A 21,788-nucleotide genomic window follows, 5' to 3' on the forward strand; every position below is an offset into this window, starting at 1 on the left:
ATACCGTAGCCCCATGGCACCGAGCACTCACACAGTGACCAACCAGCCTCCGCCGCTGGTGGGACATGACGTCTTCACGACCGACCGGGTCCTGGCCGAGGCCGTGGACCGGCACACCGCGCCGGGACTCGCCGACGGCGTACGGGAGGAGCTGGCCGTTCTGGGCCGCAGCGCCGGATCCACGCAGGCGCGCGAGTGGGGATTCCAGGCGAACGAGAACCCGCCGCGGCTGCGGACCCACGACCGCTACGGGCACCGGATCGACGAGGTCGAGTTCCATCCGGCCTGGCACCGGCTGCTCGGCAAAGCCGTGTCGGCGGGGCTGACGGACGCCTGGGGCCGGCCGGCCGGGCATGTGCGGCGTGCGGCCGGTTTCCTGGTGTGGTCGCAGGTCGAGGCGGGACACGGCTGCCCGGTGTCGATGACCCATGCGGCGGTGCCCGCGCTGCGGGCCGATCCCGCCCTCGCCGTCGAGTGGGAGCCGCGGCTCACCTCGCACGTGTACGAACGGGACCTGGCGGCCCCGGGCCGCAAGCCGGGGGCGCTGTTCGGGATGGCGATGACGGAGAAGCAGGGCGGCAGCGACGTCCGCGCCAACACGACCGCCGCGGTGCCGGTCGCGGGGGACGGCGGCGCGTATCTGCTCACCGGGCACAAGTGGTTCTGCTCGGCCCCGATGTCCGACGGCTTCCTGGTGCTGGCGCAGGCACCGGACGGTCCGACCTGCTTCCTGGTGCCCCGGGTGCTGGCGGACGGAAAGCGCAACGTGTTCGCGATCCAGCGGCTCAAGGACAAGCTCGGCAACCGGTCCAACGCGTCGGCGGAGGTCGAGTTCGACGGGACCTGGGCGCGCCGGGTGGGTGATGAGGGCCGGGGGGTGCGCACCATCATCGAGATGGTGGCGGCCACCCGGCTGGACTGCGCGCTCGGCTCCGCCGCGCTGATGCGGCAGGCGGTGGCGCAGGCGGTGCACCACGCCACGTACCGCAGGGCGTTCGGCGGGGAGCTGATCGACAAGCCGCTGATGCGCAACGTCCTGGCCGATCTGGCGCTGGAGTCGGAGGCGGCGACGACGCTGGCGATGCGGCTGGCCGCCGCGTACGACAGTGACACGGAGGAGGAGCGTGCGCTCCTCCGGCTCGCGGTGCCGGCCGCCAAGTACTGGGTGACCAAGCGCTGTACGCCGGTGGTGGCCGAGGCTCTCGAATGCCTGGGCGGCAACGGCTACGTGGAGGAGTCGGGGCTGCCCCGGCTGCTGCGCGAGTCGCCGCTCAACTCCATCTGGGAGGGCTCGGGGAGCGTACAGGCGCTTGACGTGCTGCGGGCGCTCCAGCGCGAGCCGCAGGCGCTCAACGCGTTCCTCCAGGAGGTGGGCAGGGCGCGCGGCGCCGACCACCGGCTGGACCGGGCGATCAGGGATCTGCTCACCGAACTCGCCGACCTGGACGGTATCGAGGCCCGTGCGCGCCGGGTCGCCGAGCGCATCGCGCTGGTGCTCCAGGGTTCGCTGCTGGTGCGCTGGGCGCCGCCGGAGGTCGCCGACGCGTTCTGCGCCTCGCGGCTGGGCGGTGACTGGGGTACGGCGTTCGGCACGCTGCCGCACTCACTGGATCTGGCGTCGGTCGTCGACCGGGCACGGACCGGCGTGTAGGCGAAACCGGCGAACAGCGGCCGGGAGCAAGGGGCACCAGCGGACAGCACGGGGGCCAGCCGGGGTCGATGCTGCGCCGACACGGCACCACCCCGGCTGGGCATCCTCCACCTTCGTACAACCGGCCGCGCTTACGCCAGGGTTGCAGACAGTTGCAGAGGTTCTGCGGAGTCCGGTGCGCCGGGCCCCCGGGGGATGCACGATGGGGCACCGCATCAACTGGGCCGGCCGGCCCATCGGTTCGACGTCGAGTCCGGCGTCGTGGATCACATTTCGGGAGTACGCATGAGGACCGGAGCCTCCAACGCGGCCGGCCCGCCGGCCCGGCACACCCGCGAGAGCGCCCGAACGCTGCACGGCGTACGTGAGGCGACGCTCTCCGGGGACCGTCCGCAGGTCGCGCCGCGCCCCGTCATCGGCGCGTCGTGGCAGCGGATGCTCCGGATCGGTCTCGACCCGGAGCGGGACACCAGCAGTGTGCTGCTGGGTAAGGAGGAGCTGGAGCACCGGCGCAGATCCACCGTGCTCGGTGAGCTGCTGCCGACGCTCAGCCGCGGACTCGCCTCGGTCGCCGACGCGTCGATGCAGGTCATGGTGGTCACCGACGCTGATGGCCGGGTGCTGTGGCGGGAGGGCAACCGAGCCGTCCTGCGCCGGGCCAACGGCATCTGGCTGCAGGAGGGCGCCGCCTGGAGCGAGGGCTCCACCGGCACCAACGCGGTCGGCACCGTCCTGGCGACCGGCCAGACCCTCCAGGTGCACTCCGCCGAGCACTTCGTCCGTACGCTGCGGGACTGGACCTGCGCCGCCGCGCCCGTCCAGGATCCGCGCGACGGACGGCTGCTCGGGGTCATCGACGTCAGCGGCCCCGACTCCACCTTCCATCCGGCGATGCTCGCGCTGGTGGACTCGGTGGCCCGGCTGGCGGCGGCGGAGCTGCGGGACCGGCATCTCGACTCCGTCGAACGGCTGCGGTCGGTGGCCGCGCCGATCCTGAGCAGGGTGGGCGGCCGGGCTCTGGTGGTGGACGCGCACGGCTGGCCAGCCGCGGTGACCGGGATGCCGCCGGCCGGCCGGCTGCCGCTGGCCAAGTCCTTCGGTCCGGGCCGGGTCTGGCTGCCCTCGCTCGGGATGTGCACGGTGGAGCCACTGCCCGGGGGCTGGCTGATCCGGCCGGACCAGGAGGGGCCCGGGGTGCGGCAGCCGGCCGACGGGGCGGCGGTGAGCCGTGTCGTTCTCGACCTGAGCGGGCCCAGGCGCTGGTCGGTGACCGTATCGGGGGCGTCCGGCAGCTGGACCCAGGATCTGACGCCCCGCCACGCGGAGCTGCTGTACGTACTGAGCCTGCACCGCGAGGGCCGCACGGCGGCCGAGTTGGCGGACGACCTGTTCGGTGACGCGACCCGGACGGTGACGGTGCGCGCGGAGATGTCGCGGGTGCGCCGGGGTCTCGCCGAGGTGCTGGCGCACCGTCCGTACCGGTTCGCCGAAGGGGTCGAGGTGGAGGTGACGGGCCCGGACGACCCGGCGGAGCTGCTCCCGCACTCGACGGCGCCCGCCGTGCGCCGGTCGGTCGCGCAACCCGGGATTGTCTCCTGACCAGGCATGCATTAGCTTAGGTGAGCCTAACCTAATGGAAACGGGGCGAGGGTGAGCGCCGAGCCGCACCGCGACCGCTGGGGCATTCCGCATCTGCGGGCGGGCAGCGCGCGGGACCCGACCCTGGAGCTGGGTGATCGACCGGCTGGAGGGCTTCGGCTTCGAACCCGGCCCGGAGATGGACAAACCGGAGAAGCGGGCCCGGCTGGCCTTTCTGCGCCGTGGGTCCGCGGGGCTGCCGTGAACCACCGCACCGGCGCGTGATTCGCTGGCCCTCATGAAGAGCGAGCGCACCGTCACCGTGACCACCTGGTACCTGGAGCAGACCTCCCCGGCCGATCTGCGCCCGGCAGCCGAGCCCGGCGGCGACATCCGGATCGTCCGGGCGGAGGTTCCTTCCCCGGAGTTCAGCCGGTACCTCTACGCCTCCGTGGGCGGGGACATCCGCTGGACGGACCGGCTCTCGATGTCGTACGCCCAGTGGCAGGAGATGCTCGGCCGGCCGGGTACCGAGACCTGGGTGGCGTACGACCGGGGCACCCCAGCCGGATTCGTGGAGCTGGGCGCGCACGGCGACGGGGCCGTGGAGATCATGTACTTCGGGCTGATCCCGGCCTTCCGGGGCAGGCGGATCGGCGGCCACCTCCTCACGTACGGCATCCGGCGGGCCTGGGACCTCGCCGACCGCACGCCCGGGCGGGCGGCGACCGAGCGGGTCTGGGTGCACACCTGCAGCAAGGACGGCGCCCATGCGATGGACAACTACCTGAGCCGCGGGTTCCGGCTCTTCAGGACCGAGACCGAGGAAGAGCCGGACGTCGAGACTCCCGGCCCGTGGCCGGGCGCATACGCCTGATCCCCGCCGCACGAGCCCGTACCCCACCATGAGCCGCATGAGTCCCCGCACGTCCGCCGCGTATGGCGCCCGCATGAGTCCCACCGCGTGACGGACACCACATCGTCCCACGATACGAGACCATCTCGTCCACATAATGGATAGTAGTGGACTGGCGCGAGATCGCCGTGACACGCTTCCGTCATGTCTGGAACTGGAATTGCCTTGGTGAGTCGACGCCACGTCGATCTCGGCCGCATGTCCAGCGCCATCTGTCCGGCGCGCTGATCTCCACCAGCCACGCCGTTTCCCGCCGTCCCCGTCGTAGCGGACGAGCGAAGTCCCCCGCTGGGGTCCTGCAATCCCACCGCCACCGCGCCCTGCCGTGAACCGGCAGGTCACAGGGGTCCCTTCAGCTTGATCAATCGCCCCCTCGAGCCGCCACAGAAGGACGAAGCATCATGGCCGCCAGCCCTGGAACGCCCCCGCCAGCCACGCCCCGACGCAAGGTCAGCCGTCACCGTGGCGAAGGCCAGTGGGCCAAGGGTCACTTCACCCCGCTGAACGGCAATGAGCAGACCAAGAAGGACGACGACGGTCTCAATGTACGGACACGTATTGAGACGATCTACTCCAAGCGCGGATTCGACTCCATCGACGGCGGCGATCTGCGCGGCCGGATGCGCTGGTGGGGTCTGTACACCCAACGCGAGCAGGGGATCGACGGCGGCAAGACCGCGGTCCTCGAACCGGAGGAGCTGGACGCCGAGTTCTTCATGATGCGGGTGCGCATCGACGGCGGCCGCCTCACCACGGAGCAGCTGCAGGTCATAGGCGAGGTCTCGCAGGAGTTCGCACGCGGCACGGCCGACCTCACCGACCGGCAGAACATCCAGTTCCACTGGATCCGGATCGAGGACGTCCCGGAGATCTGGCGGCGCCTGGAGGCGGTCGGCCTCTCGACCACCGAGGCGTGCGGTGACACCCCCCGTACGATCCTCGGCTCCCCGGTGGCGGGCGTCGCAGAGAACGAGATCATCGACGGCACCTGGGCCATCGACGAGATCCAGCGCCGCTTCATCGGGAATCCCGCGTTCTCCAACCTGCCGCGGAAGTTCAAGACCGCGATCTCCGGGTCCCCGCAGCTCGATGTGGCGCACGAGATCAACGACATCGCGTTCGTCGGTGTCGAGCACCCCGACAACGGCCCGGGTTTCGACCTGTGGGTGGGCGGCGGGCTCTCCACCAACCCGAAGCTCGGTGTCCGGCTCGGCGCCTGGGTGCCGCTCGAAGAGGTGCCCGACGTCTTCGAGGGCGTCATCTCGATCTTCCGGGACTACGGCTACCGCCGGCTGCGCAACCGCGCCCGGCTGAAGTTCCTGGTCGCCGACTGGGGCCCGGAGAAGTTCCGGCAGATCCTGGAGGACGAGTACCTCCAGCGGAAGCTGGCCGACGGCCCGGCGCCCGAGCAGCCCGCCGACGTCTGGCGCGACCACCTCGGAGTGCACAAGCAGCAGGACGGCCGCTTCTACGTGGGGTTCGCGCCCCGCGTCGGACGAGTGGACGGCACGACCCTGACGAAGATCGCCGAGGTGGCCGAGGCGCACGGCTCCGGACGGGTGCGGACCACCGCCGAGCAGAAGATGATCCTGCTGGACATCGAGGAGTCGCAGGTCGAATCGGTGGTCTCCGCGCTCGAAGGGCTCGACCTCAAGGTCAACGCCTCGCCGTTCCGGCGCTCCACCATGGCCTGCACCGGCATCGAGTACTGCAAGCTGGCGATCGTCGAGACCAAGGCGCGCGGCGTCTCGCTCATCGACGAACTGGAGCGCCGCATCCCGGAGTTCGACGAGCCGATCACCATCAACATCAACGGCTGCCCCAACGCCTGCGCCCGTATCCAGGTCGCCGACATCGGCCTCAAGGGCCAGTTGATGCTGGACGGCAACGGCAACCAGGTGGAGGGCTTCCAGGTGCACCTGGGCGGCGCGCTGGGCCTCGACGCGGGATTCGGCCGCAAGGTCCGCGGGCTGAAGGTCACCGCGGACGAGCTGCCCGACTACGTCGAGCGGGTGCTGAAGAACTTCCAGGCCGAGCGCGCGGACGGCGAGCGGTTCGCGACCTGGGCCGCGCGCGCGGACGCGGAGTCCCTCTCATGAGCGAGCGGGCGGCACCCTTCTTCTGCCCGTACTGCGGCGACGAGGACCTGCGCCCCAGCGAAGCAGGGCACGGCGCCTGGGAATGCGCGGCGTGCAACCGCGCATTCCAGCTGAAGTTCCTCGGGCTGCTGGCCCGCGGGCTCCAGCACCACTCGGCCAACAGCGTTGAAGGGGACGGGATATGACCGGCACTACGGCGACCGAAGACCCGAAGACCCTCGCCGAGCGCGCGGGCCGCGAACTGGAGGACGCGTCGCCCCTGGAGATCCTCACCTGGGCGGCGGACACCTTCGGCAAGCGCTTCTGTGTGACCTCGTCCATGGAGGACGCGGTGGTCGCCCACCTGGCCTCCCGCGCCTTCCCGGGGGTGGATGTGGTCTTCCTCGACACCGGCTACCACTTCCCCGAGACCATCGGCACCCGCGACGCGGTGGAGGCCGTGATGGACGTCAACGTCATCACGCTGCTGCCCTGGCAGACCGTCGCCGAGCAGGACGCCGAGTACGGCCCGAAGCTGCACGACCGGGACCCCGACCTGTGCTGCGCACTGCGCAAGGTCAAGCCCCTGGAGGACGGGCTCAGGAACTACTCGGCCTGGGCGACGGGCCTGCGCCGCGACGAGTCCCCCACCCGGGCGAACACCCCGGTGGTCGGCTGGGACGAGAAGCGGCGGAAGGTCAAGATCTCGCCGATCGCCCGCTGGACACAGGACGACGTGGAGGCGTACGTCGCCGAGCACGGCGTCCTCACCAACCCGCTGCTGATGGACGGGTACCCCTCCATCGGCTGCGCGCCCTGCACCCGGCGGGTCGCGGAGGGCGAGGACGCCCGGGCCGGCCGCTGGGCCGGCCGGAACAAGACAGAGTGCGGGCTGCACGGCTGATGACGAAGGATCAGGAGAACGAGATGACGACGGACCAGGGAGCCACTGTCTGGCTCACCGGTCTGCCGAGCGCGGGCAAGACCACCATCGCCCGTGAACTCGCGGACAGCCTCCGCGGCGAGGGCCACCGGGTGGAGGTGCTCGACGGCGACGAGACCCGCGAGTTCCTCTCGGCGGGCCTCGGCTTCAGCCGTGAGGACCGGCACACCAACGTCCAGCGGATCGGCTTCGTCGCCGAACTGCTGGCGTCCAACGGCGTGAAGGCGCTGGTGCCGGTCATCGCGCCGTACGCGGACAGCCGCGACGCGGTGCGCAAGCGGCACGAGAGCACCGGCACCGCATATCTGGAAGTGCACGTCGCGACCCCGGTCGAGGTGTGCTCCGTACGCGATGTGAAGGGCCTGTACGCCAAGCAGGCGGCGGGCGAGATCTCCGGTCTCACCGGGGTGGACGACCCCTACGAGGCGCCGGAGACCCCGGACCTGCGCATCGAGTCGCACACCCAGACCGTGCAGGAGTCCGCAGCCGCGCTGCACGCGCTGCTCACCGAGAGGGGCCTGGCCCGATGACGACCGCCGCCACTGTCACCGAAGGTACCGACAGCCCGTTCGCCCTGAGCCACCTGGACGCCCTGGAGTCCGAGGCGGTCCACATCTTCCGCGAGGTCGCGGGCGAGTTCGAGCGGCCGGTGATCCTCTTCTCCGGCGGCAAGGACTCCATCCTCATGCTGCATCTGGCGCTGAAGGCCTTCGCCCCGGCCACCGTGCCGTTCTCGCTGCTGCACGTCGACACCGGGCACAACTTCCCCGAGGTGCTGGCCTACCGCGACCGTGTGGTGGCCGAGCACGGGCTGCGGCTCCATGTGGCCTCCGTCCAGGAGTACATCGACGCCGGGAAGCTGCGCGAGCGGCCCGACGGGCTGCGCAACCCGCTCCAGACCGTGCCGCTGACCGAGGGCATCCAGCAGCACCGCTTCGACGCGGTGTTCGGCGGCGGGCGCCGCGACGAGGAGAAGGCGCGCGCCAAGGAGCGGGTCTTCTCGCTGCGCGACGAGTTCTCCCAGTGGGACCCGCGCCGCCAGCGCCCCGAACTGTGGCAGCTCTACAACGGCCGCCACGCACCCGGCGAGCACGTCCGGGTCTTCCCGCTCTCCAACTGGACCGAGCTGGACGTCTGGCAGTACATCGAGCGGGAGCAGATCGCCCTCCCGGAGATCTACTTCGCGCACGAGCGCGAGGTGTTCAAGCGGTCCGGCATGTGGCTGACCCCCGGTGAGTGGGGCGGCCCCAAAGAGACCGAGACCGTCGAGACCCGGCTGGTGCGCTACCGCACCGTCGGCGACATGTCCTGCACCGGCGCCGTCGACTCCGACGCCACCACGCTCGACGCAGTGATCACCGAGATCGCCGCCTCCCGGCTGACCGAGCGGGGCGCGACCCGCGCCGACGACAAGATGTCCGAGGCCGCGATGGAAGACCGTAAGCGCGAGGGGTACTTCTAAATGACCACGTCAACCGACCGGTCGGCCGAGCAGCTGTCGGCCACCACGCTGCTGCGTTTCGCCACCGCGGGCTCCGTCGACGACGGCAAGTCCACCCTGGTGGGACGGCTGCTGCACGACTCCAAGTCGATCTTCACGGATCAGCTGGAGGCCGTCGAGCAGGCGTCGATAGGCCGCGGCCAGGAGACGCCCGACCTGGCGCTGCTCACCGACGGGCTGCGAGCCGAGCGCGAGCAGGGCATCACCATCGATGTCGCGTACCGCTACTTCGCCACGCCCCGGCGCCGGTTCATCCTCGCGGACACCCCGGGCCATGTGCAGTACACCCGGAACATGGTGACCGGCGCCTCCACCGCCGAGCTCGCCGTGGTGCTGGTCGACGCCCGCAACGGCGTGGTCGAGCAGACCCGCCGCCATGCCGCCGTCGCCGCGCTGCTGCGGGTCCCTCATGTGGTGCTCGCCGTGAACAAGATGGACCTGGTCGACTACGCCGAGCCGGTGTTCGCCGCCATCGCCGAGGAGTTCACCGCGTACGCGGCCTCGCTCGGCGTCCCGGAGATCACCGCGATCCCGATCTCCGCGCTGGCCGGTGACAATGTGGTGGAGCCCTCCGCCCACATGGACTGGTACGGCGGTCCGACCGTACTCGAACACCTGGAGACGGTCCCCGCCAGCCACGACCTCACCGGCTGCAAGGCGCGCTTCCCCGTCCAGTACGTCATCCGCCCGCAGACCGCAGAACACCCCGACTACCGCGGATACGCGGGCCAGATCGCCTCGGGCGCGCTGCGGGTCGGCGAGGCGGTCACGGTACTGCCGTCGGGCCGTACCTCGACGATCGCCGCCATCGACGTACTGGGGCAGAGCGCGGACATCGCCTGGGCCCCGCAGTCGGTGACCGTGCGGCTCACCGACGACCTGGACATCTCGCGCGGCGATCTGATCGCACCGACCGAGCACGCCCCGGCGCCGACCCAGGACGTCCTGGCGACGGTCTGCCATGTGGCCGACTCGGCGCTGTCGGTGGGCCAGCGGGTGCTGCTCAAGCACACCACCCGCACGGTCAAGGCAATCGTCAAGGACATCCCATCCCGGGTGACCCTGGACGACCTGTCCCAGCACCCGGCGCCGGGTCAGCTGGTCGCCAACGACATCGGCCGGGTCGTCATCCGCACCGCCGAGCCGCTGGCGCTCGACGCGTACGCGGACTCCCGGCGCACCGGCTCCTTCCTGCTGATCGACCCGGCCGACGGCACCACGCTGGCCGCCGGGATGGCGGGCGACGCCTTCGCCGTCGTGGCGCAGACCGCGGCGGAGTCGGCCGAGAACGCACCGGACGAGTCCGGGTGGGACTTCTAGTGCCGCGGCAGGCAGCGGCCGTGGACATCTACGCCACCTTCGCCAAGGAGGGCGGCCGGATCGGGAGCGGGGCTACCGGCAGTGGCCAGGGCGGGGTCGGGCGATGTGCGTGAAGGCGTACGCGCACTGCCTGCGCGCCCGGACGCACCCCTCGCCGCACCTGCCCCGGCGAAGACCTGAAAGACCAGCCCACCGCCCGGCGGTGTCCTGAGGGACGCCCGCACCGGGCCATCGAGAGGAAACCCTCCCGTGCCTGCCACTCCCCCCCTGCGCCGCGGCCTCGCCGTCGTCGCCGCCCTCCCGCTGCTGGCCCTGGCGCTCAGCGCCTGCGGCTACGGATCGGCCAAGGCCAAGGACGACCCGGGCACGTCCCACGTCGCGGCTGGGGCCAAGAAGCTCTCCGCCGACTCGGTGCGGATCGGCTACTTCCCGAACCTCACCCATGCCACCGCGCTGGTCGGCGACCAGCAGGGGATATTCCAGAAGGAGCTGGGCGGGACCCGGCTCAAGGCGTCCACCTTCAACGCGGGGCCCTCCGAGATCGAGGCGCTCAACTCCGGCTCGATCGACATCGGCTGGATCGGCCCGTCCCCGGCGATCAACGCGTACACGAAGTCCCAGGGCAAGAGCCTGCGCATCATCGGCGGTTCCGCGTCCGGGGGCGTCAAGCTGGTGGTCAACCCAGAGAAGATCAAGACCCTGGACGACGTCAAGGGCAAGAAGATCGCCACCCCGCAGCTCGGCAACACCCAGGACGTCGCGTTCCTCAACTGGATCGCGGGCAAGGGGTGGAAGACCAACGCCACCAGTGGCAAGGGCGATGTGTCCGTGGTCCGTACGGACAACAGCGTGACACCGGACGCGTACGCCTCCGGCTCCATCGACGGTGCGTGGGTCCCGGAGCCGACCGCGTCCAAGCTGGTGGCGAAGGGTGCCAAGGTGCTGCTCGACGAGAGCGACCTGTGGCCGCAGAAGAAGTTCGTGATCACGAACATCGTGGTGTCGCAGAAGTTCCTCAAGGAGCACCCGGACGTCGTCGAGGCCGTACTGCGCGGTTCGGTGAAGACCAACGCCTGGATCAAGGCCCACCCGGACGCGGCGAAGGCGTCGGCCAACGCCGCGCTGAAGAAGCTGTCCGGCAAGGCGCTGCCCGCCGATGTGCTCGACCCCGCGTGGAAGTCGATCCAGACCACGGACGACCCGCTGGCGGCGACGCTCAGCACGGAGGCGGGCCACGCGGTCAAGTCCGGTCTGCTCCAGCAGCCCGACCTCAAGGGCATCTATGACCTGCGGCCGCTCAACAAGGTCCTGAAGGCCGCAGGCAGGCCGGCCGTCCCCGACGCCGGTCTCGGCGTCAAGTAGTCCCGGATCCACACCCGTTCCCAGGAGGTGACGACCATGGCCACAGCAATCGCCGAGGCCGACGACCGGACCGCGGTGACACACGCGGCCCGTATCGGCCACGTCTCGAAGTCCTTCGGCGGACCCGCCGGGCAGCTCGTACTCGACGACATCACCCTCGATGTCGCACCGGGCGAGTTCGTCACGCTCCTGGGGGCGTCCGGCTGCGGGAAGTCCACCCTGCTCAATCTGGTGGCCGGACTCGACGCCCCGTCGTCGGGGACCATCACGACCCCGGGCGGCCGGCCGGCGCTGATGTTCCAGGAGCACGCGCTGTTCCCGTGGCTGACCGCGGGCAAGAACATCGAACTGGCGCTGCGGCTGCGCGGCGTACCCAAGGCCGACCGGCGGGACGAGGCGCAGCGGCTGCTCGCTCTCGTACGGCTGGAGGGCGCGTACGCCAAGCGGGTGCACGAGCTGTCCGGCGGGATGCGCCAGCGGGTGGCGCTGGCGCGCGCGCTGGCACAGGACAGCCAACTGCTGCTGATGGACGAGCCGTTCGCGGCGCTCGACGCCATCACCCGCGATGTACTGCACGACGAACTGACCCGGATCTGGCGCGAGACGAGCGTCTCGGTCCTCTTCGTCACCCACAACGTGCGCGAGGCGGTGCGGCTCGCCGAGCGTGTGGTGCTGCTCTCCTCGCGGCCGGGCCGGGTGGCGCGCGAGTGGGCGGTGGACATTCCGCATCCGCGCCGGATCGAGGACTCCGCGGTCGCGGAGCTCTCGGTGGAGATCACTGAACAACTGCGTGGGGAGATCCGCCGACATGGCCAACACTGACGTCAGGACGGACGAGCTGGCCGGCCTGGAAGCGGGCCTGGACGCGCTCGACACCGTACGGGTGGACCGGGTCCCGGTCCGCCGGGTGCTGGTGGGGAAAGTGCTGCCGCCCGCGGTGGCCGTGGTGCTGGTGCTGGTCGTCTGGCAGATCCTGATCTGGGCGAAGGTCACCGACAGCTACAAGCTGCCGTCGCCCTCCCAGGTGTGGGGCGAGGTGACCGACGCCTGGGCGCAGGGCACCCTGCTCGGCTACATCTGGACGAGCGTCTCGCGCGGCCTGCTGGGTTTCCTGCTGGCGCTCGTGATCGGCACTCCGCTGGGGCTGCTGGTGGCGCGGGTGAAGTTCGTCCGCGCCGCGATCGGCCCGGTCCTCTCGGGCCTCCAGTCCCTGCCGTCCGTCGCCTGGGTGCCGCCCGCGGTGATCTGGCTGGGGCTCAACGACACGATGATGTACACGGTGATCCTGCTGGGCGCGGTCCCCTCGATCGCCAACGGCCTCGTCTCCGGCGTCGACCAGGTCCCGCCGCTCTATCTGCGGGCCGGCCGTACGCTCGGCGCCTCGGGTCTGCGCGGCACCTGGCACGTGGTGCTGCCCGCCTCGCTGCCCGGGTACCTGGCGGGCCTGAAGCAGGGCTGGGCGTTCTCCTGGCGCTCGCTGATGGCCGCGGAGATCATCGCGTCCTCGCCCGATCTGGGTGTGGGGCTCGGCCAGTTGCTGGAGCAGGGCCGGGAGACCAGCAGCATGTCGATGGTCTTCCTGGCCATCGTCCTGATCCTCGTCGTCGGTATCGCCATCGACCTGCTCATCTTCAGCCCGCTGGAGCGGCGCGTGCTGCGCGGCCGCGGTCTGCTGGTCAGGAGCTGAACCGCGATGTACGACGACCGTCCGGTGCTCCTTGTCGTCGCGCACGGCAGCCGTGACCCCCGCCATGCCGCGACCGTCCGCGCGCTGACCCGTCGGGTGCGGTCGCTGCGCCCCGGCGTGCGGGTGGAGACCGGGTTCCTGGACTTCGCCGTACCGTCGGTGCCGCGGGTGCTCGAACGGCTGGCCTCCGAAGGTGTACGGGATGTGGTGGCCCTGCCGCTCCTGCTGACCCGGGCCTTCCACGCCAAGTGGGACATCCCGGGGGTGCTGCGCGAGGCACCGGCCGGGATGCGGGTGCGCCAGGCGGAGGTGCTGGGTCCGTCCCCGCTGCTGCTGACCGCGCTGGAACAGCGGCTGTACGAGGCGGGGCTCGCCCCGTCCCAGAAGCGCTCGACGGGGCTGGTCCTGGCCTCGGCGGGCTCCACTGACCCGGAGGCGATCGCAGTGATCGCTGAAATTGCGCGGGAGCTGCGGCACACCGGTTGGTGCGCCGTGCGGCCTGCGTTCGCCTCCGCTGCTCTGCCCCGTACCGAGGACGCGGTACGGGAGTTGCGGGCCTCCGGCGCCGACCGCGTCGCGGTGGCGCCGTATGTCATCGCTCCGGGCCGGCTGCCGGACCGTATCGAGGCGGGGGCCCGCGCGGCCGGCGCCGATGTGCTGGCCGGTGTGCTGGGCCCCTGCGGGGAACTGGCCCGGCTGCTGCTGGCCAGGTACGACGAGGCACGCGTGCGGACGCCGGTGCCGCTGAGCGCCTGACGCCGTGCGTGGTCCGCACCGTCACCGTCACACCGGCGGGCACCACGCTGGTACGCGGTGCCCGCCGACGGGTGGCGGTTCTGCTGTCCGGTTCCCCCTATCCGGCGCTGGTGGTCGCCGTGGCCGTGGCCGCCGGGCCGACGCCCGCAGCGGTGACGGAGGCGACTGTCACGGTGTAGCCGGTACCGGGCCTGAGGCCGCCGATCACCCGGAACATCCCCTTCCCTGAGGGCTGTCCGACCATCGCGTCCCGGCCGGTGACCTCGATGGTGCGGCCGTCGGACACCGTCAGGCGGTAGCCGGTGACCTTGGCGTCCCCCATGTTCTTGGGCGGTGTCCAGGCGAGGGTCGCGGCCGTCGCCTCGGTACGGAGCTTCGGGCCGGTCGGCGCGTCGGGCGGCACGGTGACCGCCGTCGGGGCGAGCGGGGCGGATGCGAGGGAGGGCGCGCTGCTCCCGTGCGCGTTGGCCGCGGTGACAGTGACCGTGAAGGGGCCGTCGCCTGCGGGGAGTCCGCCGATACGGATGTACGCGAGCCGCTTGTAGTCGGCGGCCGACACGGTCTGCCGCGCGGCCTCGGTGCCGTCCGGCCGCAGGGCGCGCGCGGTGTAGCTGCTGACCGGTGAACCCCCGTCGGCGAAGACCGGGTTGAAGATGGCGTACAGGGCGTCAGCCCCTGCCGTGCTGGTTCCGACCCTGGACGGCGCCTCGGGTACGGAGACGGCCCCCGGGGTGCGGCTGAGGACGCCCCGGTAAGCGGGCTCGATTCCCGCGGCGGCGACGATCGCGGCGGGGGCGTCCGAGGGGGAGGCCATGATGTGGTTGCCGGTCGTCACCAGACCCTTGTTGTCGCCGTCGGCGGTGCCTTCCTCCCACCAGTTGTCCTTGACGAGCGTCGGGTCGTTGTTGCCGAGCTGGTCGCGGTAGTCGGTGTGGCGGCTGGCGACGTTGGCGTACGAGGCGCCGTAGAGCACATTGCCCTCGACGGTCTCGTAGGTGCAGCCGTTGTCGGTGTAGACGCTCTTGCCCAGGCCCCACTGGTCGTGGATGACATTGCCCGTGACCTTCTCGCCGTCGGCCTGTGAGGTGCCGGTCAGGCCCTGGGTGTAGATCCCGCCGCCGTCGTCGAACATCTGCATGTAGTCGAAGATGAGGTTGTCGCTCACCGCGTTGTCATGGCTGGGGTTGGGGGTCGCGGGTGAGCCGATCTTGTCGGGCCAGCCGCCCCAGCCCATGGAGATCGCGCTGTAGCCGAGGTGGTCGAGCTGGTTGTGCGCGATGGTGTTGTGCTGGGTGTACCCGTTGAGGATGCCGACCGAGCCGTGGAACTCGCGTGGCAGGGCGTACAGGTGGTTGTCCGTCACTTCGACGTGGTCGGCGGGGGTGCTGCCGTCGACTCCGCCGATCTCCAGGCCGTTGCCCGAGATGTCGGTGAAGGTGTTGCCCCGGACCCTGGAGTCGCTGGTTCCGGTACCCAGTTGCAGGCCGGCGGCGCCGAGGTGGGTGAAGTCGTCGTCGCTGAATTCGATGCGCGTGCCGTACGTGAAGGAGACGTTCCCCGGCATCGGGGTCCAGGAGGCGAACGGGCAGGTACCGCCCTTGACGAATCCGCAGAGCCCCTGGGTGGCCCAGCCGTTGGCGCCGGTGATGGTGTAGCCGGCCTGGATCTCGGAGAAGCCTTCGGGTGTGGACGGGGTCAGCCAGGTCGCGTAGCTGAACCGCACCCCGCGGAAGGCGACGTCGTGGACGGGGGCGGCCGCGGTGCCCCGCCCGTCGACGAGCTTCTGCGCCGCGGCGGCCTCGACGTCCGCGTGCCGGATGTCCTCCCCCTTGCGCGGGAGGTAGTAGACCGTGTGGGCCGTGCGGTCCAGGTACCACTCGCCGGGCTGGTCGAGGAGTTCGTAGGCGTTCTCGATGTAGGACGCCTTGCCGTCGTTGGTGAGATGTCCTGGACCGACCATGGAGACAGTGCGGCCGGGGATGTCCGGGAACTCGACCCGCTTGTTGGAGTTGTCCCAGCAGGGCTGGGCCATGGTGAGCGTGGTGCCCGTGGCCGCGGCGATCCGGCAGCGGGGTTCGGTCCACTGGCCCAGGCCGTTGCGCTCGACGTTCCAGAGCTCCTCGCCGCTGGAGTACACGAATTCGGCGTCGGAGGGGTGGCGCCAGTGGGCGATGGTGTCCGCCGTCGTGGTGTACCCGGTGGGTGTGGCGGTCAGCCCGACGGGAACCTCGCCCCGTGCGCGCTGGGCCCGGACTCCGTCGACGTACAACTGGCGGGTGTCGGTGAGCCCTTGGGGCGCGGGCGCCGAGTAGAGGCCCGGGTGCCCGTGGACCGGCTTCCAGCCCTGGACCTTCTTGCCGCCGCTGATGACGGTGGAGCCGGTGCCCTGCCAGATGATCTGGTGGCCGTCGTGCCCGGAGTCCCTGGCATCGAGGACGAGCGGCTCCGTCGTCCGGTATGTACCCGATGCGAGGTGGACGGTGAGATCCCCGTCGTGGCCGGCCGATCTGGCCCGGGCCAGATCCCGGGCGCGCTGAAGGGTTCTGACGGGGCTGCGGGCGGTGCCCTGGGCGTGGTCGTCGCCGGACGGGGTGACGTACACGTCCGCTGAGTGCGAACCGGCGGAGCCGCCGGCACCGGAGTCGGCTCCGGCCGCGGTCACGCTGCCAGGGACGCCGAGCGCCAGGACGGCGGAGAGAGCCGCGACGAGCGTGGCTCTTCGGGGTGCGAGCATTTTCCCTCCCATGGAATCAAGTTCACAAGGCAGGAGAAAGGTAGGATGGATGAGATGCAACGGTCAACGGATCCGACAAGGTTACTGTCCCGATCCGACTGATTCCTTTCAGGTCATCGGATGACTCGGGGCCTCTCGTGGGTGCGCCCCGGTCAGCTGAAGTCGAGGCTGCCGGTGCGGGTGCGCTTCAGCTCGAAGAAGTCCGGGCACCCGGCGAGCACCCGCACACTGTCGAAGATCCGGGCGGCCTCCTCGCCGCGCGGGATCGAGCCGAGGACCGGCCCGAAGTAGACGGCGCCGTCCAGATGGAGGGTCGGGGTCCCGACATAGGCGCCCTCCGCCGGGTCCTTGCCGCCGTCGTGACTGCGGCGGACCGCTTCGTCGTACGCCGTGGAGTGCGCCGCGTCCGCGAGGCCGGCGGGCAGTCCGGTCTCGGCGAGGGACTCCGCGATCACCTGGCCGAAGTTTTCGTTCTTCCCGGCGTGGATCCTGGTGCCGAGCGCGGTGTAGAGGTCGCGGAGCACCTGGTCCCCGTGCTCCTGGGCCGCGGCGACGGCCACCCGTACCGGGCCGATCGATTTGTCGACCAACTCGCGGTACCAGCCGGGCAGTTCGTTGCCCTCGTTGTGGAGGTAGAGGCTCATCACCCGGAAGCGGACGTCGATGTCCCGGTGCTGCTCGACCTCAAGGATCCAGCGCGAGGTGATCCAGGCGAAGGGACAGGCGGGGTCGAAGTAGAAGTCGAGAGTCGTCATACGGATGAGGCTATGCGGCAATGGCACAGCCCGGTGGGCCACTTGAGGAGGGATTCAGCGGGCCACTCCGGCCGGCCCGCCGTTCAGTACTCTCCCGCGTCGGCCACCAGCGCGGCCAGTTCGGCGGCCGGCATGGAGCCCGCGGGCCGGTGCTCGCGCGCGAAGGTGTCGGCCACCCGCTGCAGTACGTCGTTCACCGGGGTCGGCACCCCGTGCAGCCGGCCGAGGAGGACGATCTCACCGTTGAGGAAGTCGGCCTCGATCGTGCCCGTGCCCCGGCTGAGGCTCTGCCACGAGGAACCGCCGCCCGACGGCTGCCCCTCGACCGGCAGCTGAGTGATCTTGTCGCCGCGCGCCCGCTGCTGCTCCTCGGCGCTCGTGGCCTCGATCCCGGCTGCCGCGTAGACGGCGCACCCCTCGGCCTCCGCCCGCTGGAGTAGCTCCTCCATGATGGCGTTCGCGGTGGGGTCCGCGCCGTGGAGCCCGCAGGCCGCCTGGAGTGAATTGACCAGGTTCGAGAGGAGTTTGCCGTACTTCCAGCGCATCACGTCCGGAACGACGGGCGCCTCGAACGGGGCCTTCTCCAGATCCGCCGAGATCTGCCGGGCGGTACGGTCCGTGCCCGCCGGATAGCGGCCGATGTGCAGTATCCCGGAGAGCGGGGAACCGCCCGCGGCGACGGAGCCCGGCTCCAGGAAGGTCGCGGGCAGCCAGACGCACATGCCGTACACCCGGCGGAAAGTGCGCAGCGCGAGGCGTTCGCTCTCCACGCCGTTCTGCGCGCAGACCAGCGGGAGCACCTCGGCGGCCGTCGCGCCGGTCCCGGCGACCGGGCGCGGGCCCCAGGCATTGAGGGCCGCGAGGCTGTCCTGCGTCTTCACCGTCAGGACCAGGACGTCATCGGGGCGCAGCCCGACCGCTCCGGGGTCGTCGACGACCGGCAGTGCGAGAGTACGGGCACCCTCCGGGGTCGCGATCCGCAGCCCACCGTCCCGGAGCGCCTCGTAGTGCGCCCCGCGGGCCACCACGACCACTTCGCTGCCGCTCTCGGACAGCCGCCCGCCGATGATGCCGCCGACGGCGCCGGCTCCGATGATGATGTAGCGCACCGTAGCTCCGTTGATATGTCCGCAGGCCGGGGGCACTCGGACTGAAAGCCCCCGTCGCAGCATAGCCACCACGCCGCCTCACCCGAGCGAGGGGAGGAGTGCGACAGAGGCCCGCCCGTGCGCCAAATGGGGCTTATTCACCGCTTACCCATGTGGCCTCCTTCTTTTTCCCAGCCAAGTGTGACAAGTACTCAGATGTCAGTGACTTGTATGACAATCATCTCGGCTTGAAGGAGCTTCGCGTGACCACCACCAGCCCCTCCTCCCACCTCTCCCCCGCCGCCCGTACGGGCATGGCCACGATGGCCGCTCTGGCTCTCGCGGGTGCCTCACTGGCCGGAGCCTCGTCCGCCGCTGCCGCCCCTGGCGACAGCGGAGCGGTACGCATCCACAATCCGGGAATGAGCGCGAGCGACACCCGGGACGAGACCACGGTCTGCAGGTTCAACCTGGCTGCCGCCAACTTCGGGCCGGACCTCGCGACCGTCCCGTGGTCGATCAAGCCGGCACCGCCGAACCCGAACCTGCCCTCCCTGATCAGCAGCCTCCCGGTACTGAACGGCACCGGAACCACCACCAACCTCACGCTCCCCAACGGCCAGTACCAGCTCACCTGGACCGCCCCTGGTGCCGTCTCGAAGAGCTTCCGAGTCGACTGCCCCCGCGGCCACTCGGGCAGTCCCGCGAAGCCAGCTGTCAGCCACGGGATGCCGTCCGGCGCTGTGCACGCGGGAGGCGGCGGTGTTCCCGACCTTCAGAGCACCGCTGCCGACACCGGCTCACCCATCGGACCGCTGCTCGTCACGGGTGCCCTGGGAGCAGCCGGGCTGATCGTCGTCCGCCGTGCTCGCCGTCGCGTCCATGGTGCGGCGTAACCCGCCCTACCGCCGCCGACGGGGACCAAGTCGCGCCTGCCGTCTCTCCATCACGGCAAGTGTGACGTTCTCGCTGGTGACCGGCGTCGTCTGGGCGTGCAGCGATTCACCCGACAAACCGCCGGCCACCAGCGCAGCAAGCGCACCGCGCCCCGGGCCGCCCGGGGTCCCGGCGCACGCGCCCCTGCCACCCGCGACGCCGACGAAACTGGCCATTCCCGCCCTGGTGATCGAAGCTCCGGTCATCGGTCTGGAACTCGACCGGCACGGCCGGCTGAACACGCCACCGATGAGCAGACCCCACGAGGTCGGCTGGTACCGGGGCGGCCCTACCCCCGGAGCGGCGGGCACAGCAGTGATCGTCGGGCACCGGGACACCCGCACCGGAGCCGCCATCTTCCTGAACCTGAACGCCTTGCACTCCGGTGATCTCGTCAACGTCACGCGAGCTGACCACCGCACGGCGGTCTTCAGGGTCGACTCGGTGAAGACGTACAAGAAGAAGGACTTCCCCGACTCCAAGGTCTACGGCAACACCGGCCGTCCCGAACTGCGGCTGCTGACCTGTGGCGGCACGTTCGACAAGAAGAGCGGATACGGCGCCAACGTGGTCGTGTTCGCCCATCTCAAGGGCGTCCGGAAGACGTGAACGGGGTTGTGGGGATGTGAAGACGTGGTGGCCGCCCTCGCGACGGCCGGGCCCCTCAGCCGCTCGTGTCCGGCTGAGGGGCTTTTCCACGTGCCCGCGCGATGGGCCGTCGATGACCTGACAGTCGGGCACCGCCGACGCGCCGCGGCAGGAGGGTAGAATCCGGTACATCGGCCTGGACACGATGACCGCCGACCAGCTCGACAGGCGCTGTCCCCGACCGGGACCGCCTCGGCGCAGAGCCGCCTCCCCTCCTCGACCGCACGCCGGTGGACGTACGAGCGGTCTACGGGGTGCGCGGCCTCCGCTTTTCCGGCCTGGATCCCGCTGCGGACAGCGCACCGACCGATGGCGCCCTACCAGTACTCACCCCGGGTCGCCGACAGCCATGGGTCCGACCGGCAGGAGCCGGCCGACCGCAAAACAGATGAAGGAGCTGAACGACCTGTGAGCACCGTCGTGATCCGTGCGGACGATGTCGGTTTCGTACGGGACGGGAACCTGCTGCTGGACTCGGTCTCACTGACCGTGCACAGCGGGGAGCACTGGGCGCTGCTCGGTGCCAACGGTGCGGGCAAGTCGACCCTGCTCGGACTGCTGGGCGCGGTGGCGCACCCCACCCGGGGGAGGGTGGAGATCCTCGGGCGGACACTCGGCCGGGTGGACCTGCGGGAGCTCCGCTCCCATCTGGGGCACATCAACCCCCGCCATCCGCTGCACTCACCGCTGCGGGTCCGCGATGTCGTACTGACCGGACTCACCAACTCCATCGAGCCCGTGCCCCGCTGGTCGCCGACCGATGAGCAGATCAAGCGGGCCGACCGGCTGCTGACCATGCTGGGCATGGGCGGCGAGAAGGCCGAGTCGCGCTGGCCGACGCTCTCGCAGGGCGAGCGCGGGCGGACCCTCATCGCCCGCGCGCTGATGCCGAGGCCCCGTCTCGTCCTGCTCGACGAACCGGCCACCGGACTGGACCTCGCGGCCCGCGAACAGTTGCTGACCAGCCTGGACGAACTGCGCGCCGAGCACCCGGAACTGGCGACGATCCTCGTCACCCACCATCTGGAGGAGCTGCCCGCGTCCACGACGCACGCGATGCTGCTGCGCGGTGGCGCGTGCCTGGGCTCGGGACCGGCCGACGAGGTCCTCACCACCGACCAGGTCAGCAAGTGCTTCGACCACCCGGTGCTGATCACCCGCACGGACGGCCGCTGGGCGGCCCGTTCGGGGCGGCCGACCGCCCAGCGCTGACGGCGGGCCAGGGAGCGCCGGTCAGCCGCCGGTCATCTCGGCCAGCTTGAGCACGGTGTTCCAGTTGCGGGAGGTGCCGATGACTCCCCTGTTCACGGCGGGGCTGTTCAGCGCCTGAGCGAGCTTGGAGCGGCCGAGCCCGTCCGGGGCGTACAGATAGAGCGCCCGGTCGCCGAGCCTGAACTCCTCGGGCAGATAGGCCTGCTGGTCGATCGCGGCGTACCGCTCGGGCCCGACGGGGCCGGAGAAGTAGGTGACATGCAGCTGCTTGCCCTGGAGCCCGGCAGCCGGGAAGGGGCAGCCGTCGGCCACGGCCCGCAGATAGCCGGCGCTGCGGACGAGGCAGTCCACCGTGAAGCCGAAGCGGTCCGCGATCGCCGCCTCCACCGCGGCCGCCAGTCTGTCCTCGCCGGCCGTTTCGCTGCTGAAGACGGCATTCCCGCTGTTGAGGTACGTACGGACGTCGCCGTAGCCGAGTCCGGTGAGCAGCTCCCTGAGGTCCGCCATGGGGACCTTCCTGTTGCCGCCTACGTTGATCCCGCGCAGCAGTACGGCGTATCTGGTCGTCATGGGACGAACATAGACGGCGCGCTGCCTTCCGGCAGTTGCTTTCCCTGGCTGCT

21 protein-coding genes are annotated in these 21,788 nt (G+C 70.7%); 17 read left to right on the forward strand and 4 right to left on the reverse strand.

Going from position 1 to position 21,788, the window contains the following annotated elements; translation table 11 throughout:
* The first annotated feature begins 13 nt into the window (after positions 1-13).
* From OG452_RS05955 to OG452_RS06020, 14 genes are all read left to right on the forward strand, one after another.
* Complete coding sequence (locus OG452_RS05955; RefSeq protein WP_327294564.1) at positions 14-1,651, forward strand: acyl-CoA dehydrogenase family protein; 1,638 nt, start codon at positions 14-16, stop codon at positions 1,649-1,651.
* Positions 1,652-1,936: 285 nt separating this feature from the next.
* A complete protein-coding gene (locus tag OG452_RS05960; RefSeq protein WP_327294565.1) occupies positions 1,937-3,250 on the forward strand; it encodes a helix-turn-helix domain-containing protein in 1,314 nt (437 codons plus the stop codon).
* Between the two features lie 277 nt (positions 3,251-3,527).
* Positions 3,528-4,106 carry a GNAT family N-acetyltransferase gene (locus tag OG452_RS05965; RefSeq protein WP_327294566.1) on the forward strand — a complete coding sequence of 193 codons (579 nt, stop codon included), beginning with the start codon at positions 3,528-3,530 and terminating at the stop codon, positions 4,104-4,106.
* A gap of 183 nt (positions 4,107-4,289) precedes the next feature.
* Positions 4,290-4,373 carry a putative leader peptide gene (locus OG452_RS05970; protein ID WP_310591794.1) on the forward strand — a complete coding sequence of 28 codons (84 nt, stop codon included), beginning with the start codon at positions 4,290-4,292 and terminating at the stop codon, positions 4,371-4,373.
* A 173-nt stretch (positions 4,374-4,546) separates the two neighbouring features.
* On the forward strand, positions 4,547-6,244 hold the full coding sequence (locus tag OG452_RS05975) for a nitrite/sulfite reductase (RefSeq protein ID WP_327294567.1): 1,698 nt from the start codon (positions 4,547-4,549) through the stop codon (positions 6,242-6,244).
* A complete protein-coding gene (locus tag OG452_RS05980) occupies positions 6,241-6,429 on the forward strand; it encodes a hypothetical protein (protein ID WP_327294568.1) in 189 nt (62 codons plus the stop codon). Before OG452_RS05975 ends, OG452_RS05980 begins: the two co-directional genes overlap by 4 nt.
* Complete coding sequence (locus OG452_RS05985; protein WP_327294569.1) at positions 6,426-7,127, forward strand: phosphoadenylyl-sulfate reductase; 702 nt, start codon at positions 6,426-6,428, stop codon at positions 7,125-7,127. The genes OG452_RS05980 and OG452_RS05985 overlap by 4 nt, the downstream gene beginning before the upstream one ends.
* Positions 7,127-7,696 carry an adenylyl-sulfate kinase gene (gene cysC / locus OG452_RS05990; RefSeq protein ID WP_327294570.1) on the forward strand — a complete coding sequence of 190 codons (570 nt, stop codon included), beginning with the start codon at positions 7,127-7,129 and terminating at the stop codon, positions 7,694-7,696. Before OG452_RS05985 ends, cysC begins: the two co-directional genes overlap by 1 nt.
* Positions 7,693-8,628 (forward strand): sulfate adenylyltransferase subunit CysD, encoded by a 936-nt coding sequence (gene cysD, locus OG452_RS05995; RefSeq protein ID WP_327294571.1) that lies wholly within the window; start codon positions 7,693-7,695, stop codon positions 8,626-8,628. The genes cysC and cysD overlap by 4 nt, the downstream gene beginning before the upstream one ends.
* Positions 8,629-9,987: a sulfate adenylyltransferase subunit 1 gene (locus OG452_RS06000; protein WP_327294572.1), complete on the forward strand. Its 1,359-nt coding sequence runs from the start codon at positions 8,629-8,631 to the stop codon at positions 9,985-9,987.
* A 249-nt stretch (positions 9,988-10,236) separates the two neighbouring features.
* Positions 10,237-11,349, forward strand: a complete 1,113-nt coding sequence (locus OG452_RS06005) for an aliphatic sulfonate ABC transporter substrate-binding protein (protein ID WP_327294573.1) — start codon at positions 10,237-10,239, stop codon at positions 11,347-11,349.
* A gap of 36 nt (positions 11,350-11,385) precedes the next feature.
* Positions 11,386-12,171 carry an ABC transporter ATP-binding protein gene (locus OG452_RS06010; protein WP_327294574.1) on the forward strand — a complete coding sequence of 262 codons (786 nt, stop codon included), beginning with the start codon at positions 11,386-11,388 and terminating at the stop codon, positions 12,169-12,171.
* Positions 12,158-13,036, forward strand: coding sequence for an ABC transporter permease (locus tag OG452_RS06015; protein ID WP_327294575.1), 879 nt, complete (start codon positions 12,158-12,160; stop codon positions 13,034-13,036). The genes OG452_RS06010 and OG452_RS06015 overlap by 14 nt, the downstream gene beginning before the upstream one ends.
* Before the next feature lie 6 nt (positions 13,037-13,042).
* The gene (locus OG452_RS06020; protein ID WP_327294576.1) at positions 13,043-13,792 is read left to right on the forward strand and encodes a sirohydrochlorin chelatase; all 750 of its coding nucleotides are present in this window, start codon (positions 13,043-13,045) and stop codon (positions 13,790-13,792) included.
* Between the two features lie 97 nt (positions 13,793-13,889).
* Here the strand turns inward: OG452_RS06020 and OG452_RS06025 are convergent, their stop codons facing one another.
* From OG452_RS06025 to OG452_RS06035, 3 genes are all read right to left on the reverse strand, one after another.
* Positions 13,890-16,526, reverse strand: a complete 2,637-nt coding sequence (locus tag OG452_RS06025; RefSeq protein WP_327294577.1) for a fibronectin type III domain-containing protein — start codon at positions 16,524-16,526, stop codon at positions 13,890-13,892.
* A gap of 152 nt (positions 16,527-16,678) precedes the next feature.
* A complete protein-coding gene (locus OG452_RS06030; protein ID WP_327294578.1) occupies positions 16,679-17,281 on the reverse strand; it encodes a mycothiol-dependent nitroreductase Rv2466c family protein in 603 nt (200 codons plus the stop codon).
* An 83-nt stretch (positions 17,282-17,364) separates the two neighbouring features.
* Complete coding sequence (locus tag OG452_RS06035) at positions 17,365-18,390, reverse strand: ketopantoate reductase family protein (RefSeq protein ID WP_327294579.1); 1,026 nt, start codon at positions 18,388-18,390, stop codon at positions 17,365-17,367.
* A 242-nt stretch (positions 18,391-18,632) separates the two neighbouring features.
* Between OG452_RS06035 and OG452_RS06040 the strand changes: the two genes are divergently transcribed.
* The 3 genes from OG452_RS06040 (at position 18,633) to OG452_RS06050 (ending at position 21,165) form a co-directional block, all read left to right on the forward strand.
* The gene (locus OG452_RS06040; protein WP_327294580.1) at positions 18,633-19,265 is read left to right on the forward strand and encodes a hypothetical protein; all 633 of its coding nucleotides are present in this window, start codon (positions 18,633-18,635) and stop codon (positions 19,263-19,265) included.
* Positions 19,266-19,326: 61 nt separating this feature from the next.
* Positions 19,327-19,914 carry a class F sortase gene (locus tag OG452_RS06045; protein ID WP_327294581.1) on the forward strand — a complete coding sequence of 196 codons (588 nt, stop codon included), beginning with the start codon at positions 19,327-19,329 and terminating at the stop codon, positions 19,912-19,914.
* Between the two features lie 447 nt (positions 19,915-20,361).
* Positions 20,362-21,165, forward strand: coding sequence for an ABC transporter ATP-binding protein (locus OG452_RS06050; RefSeq protein ID WP_327294582.1), 804 nt, complete (start codon positions 20,362-20,364; stop codon positions 21,163-21,165).
* A 21-nt stretch (positions 21,166-21,186) separates the two neighbouring features.
* On the opposite strand, the gene OG452_RS06055 is transcribed toward OG452_RS06050, so the two are convergent.
* The gene (locus tag OG452_RS06055; protein WP_327294583.1) at positions 21,187-21,735 is read right to left on the reverse strand and encodes a DUF1697 domain-containing protein; all 549 of its coding nucleotides are present in this window, start codon (positions 21,733-21,735) and stop codon (positions 21,187-21,189) included.
* Between the last annotated feature and the right edge of the window lie 53 nt (positions 21,736-21,788).

The sequence above is a fragment of the Streptomyces sp. NBC_01197 genome (genome assembly GCF_036010505.1).
Classification (GTDB): Bacteria; Actinomycetota; Actinomycetes; order Streptomycetales; family Streptomycetaceae; genus Streptomyces.

Coding starts and splice junctions, on each gene's coding strand:
- OG452_RS05955 (WP_327294564.1), top strand. CDS start 14: ATGGCACCGAGCACTCACACAGTGACCAACCAGCCTCCGCCGCTGGTG.
- OG452_RS05960 (WP_327294565.1), top strand. CDS start 1,937: ATGAGGACCGGAGCCTCCAACGCGGCCGGCCCGCCGGCCCGGCACACC.
- OG452_RS05965 (WP_327294566.1), top strand. CDS start 3,528: ATGAAGAGCGAGCGCACCGTCACCGTGACCACCTGGTACCTGGAGCAG.
- OG452_RS05970 (WP_310591794.1), top strand. CDS start 4,290: ATGTCTGGAACTGGAATTGCCTTGGTGAGTCGACGCCACGTCGATCTC.
- OG452_RS05975 (WP_327294567.1), top strand. CDS start 4,547: ATGGCCGCCAGCCCTGGAACGCCCCCGCCAGCCACGCCCCGACGCAAG.
- OG452_RS05980 (WP_327294568.1), top strand. CDS start 6,241: ATGAGCGAGCGGGCGGCACCCTTCTTCTGCCCGTACTGCGGCGACGAG.
- OG452_RS05985 (WP_327294569.1), top strand. CDS start 6,426: ATGACCGGCACTACGGCGACCGAAGACCCGAAGACCCTCGCCGAGCGC.
- cysC (WP_327294570.1), top strand. CDS start 7,127: ATGACGAAGGATCAGGAGAACGAGATGACGACGGACCAGGGAGCCACT.
- cysD (WP_327294571.1), top strand. CDS start 7,693: ATGACGACCGCCGCCACTGTCACCGAAGGTACCGACAGCCCGTTCGCC.
- OG452_RS06000 (WP_327294572.1), top strand. CDS start 8,629: ATGACCACGTCAACCGACCGGTCGGCCGAGCAGCTGTCGGCCACCACG.
- OG452_RS06010 (WP_327294574.1), top strand. CDS start 11,386: ATGGCCACAGCAATCGCCGAGGCCGACGACCGGACCGCGGTGACACAC.
- OG452_RS06015 (WP_327294575.1), top strand. CDS start 12,158: ATGGCCAACACTGACGTCAGGACGGACGAGCTGGCCGGCCTGGAAGCG.
- OG452_RS06020 (WP_327294576.1), top strand. CDS start 13,043: ATGTACGACGACCGTCCGGTGCTCCTTGTCGTCGCGCACGGCAGCCGT.
- OG452_RS06025 (WP_327294577.1), bottom strand. CDS start 16,526: ATGCTCGCACCCCGAAGAGCCACGCTCGTCGCGGCTCTCTCCGCCGTC.
- OG452_RS06030 (WP_327294578.1), bottom strand. CDS start 17,281: ATGACGACTCTCGACTTCTACTTCGACCCCGCCTGTCCCTTCGCCTGG.
- OG452_RS06055 (WP_327294583.1), bottom strand. CDS start 21,735: ATGACGACCAGATACGCCGTACTGCTGCGCGGGATCAACGTAGGCGGC.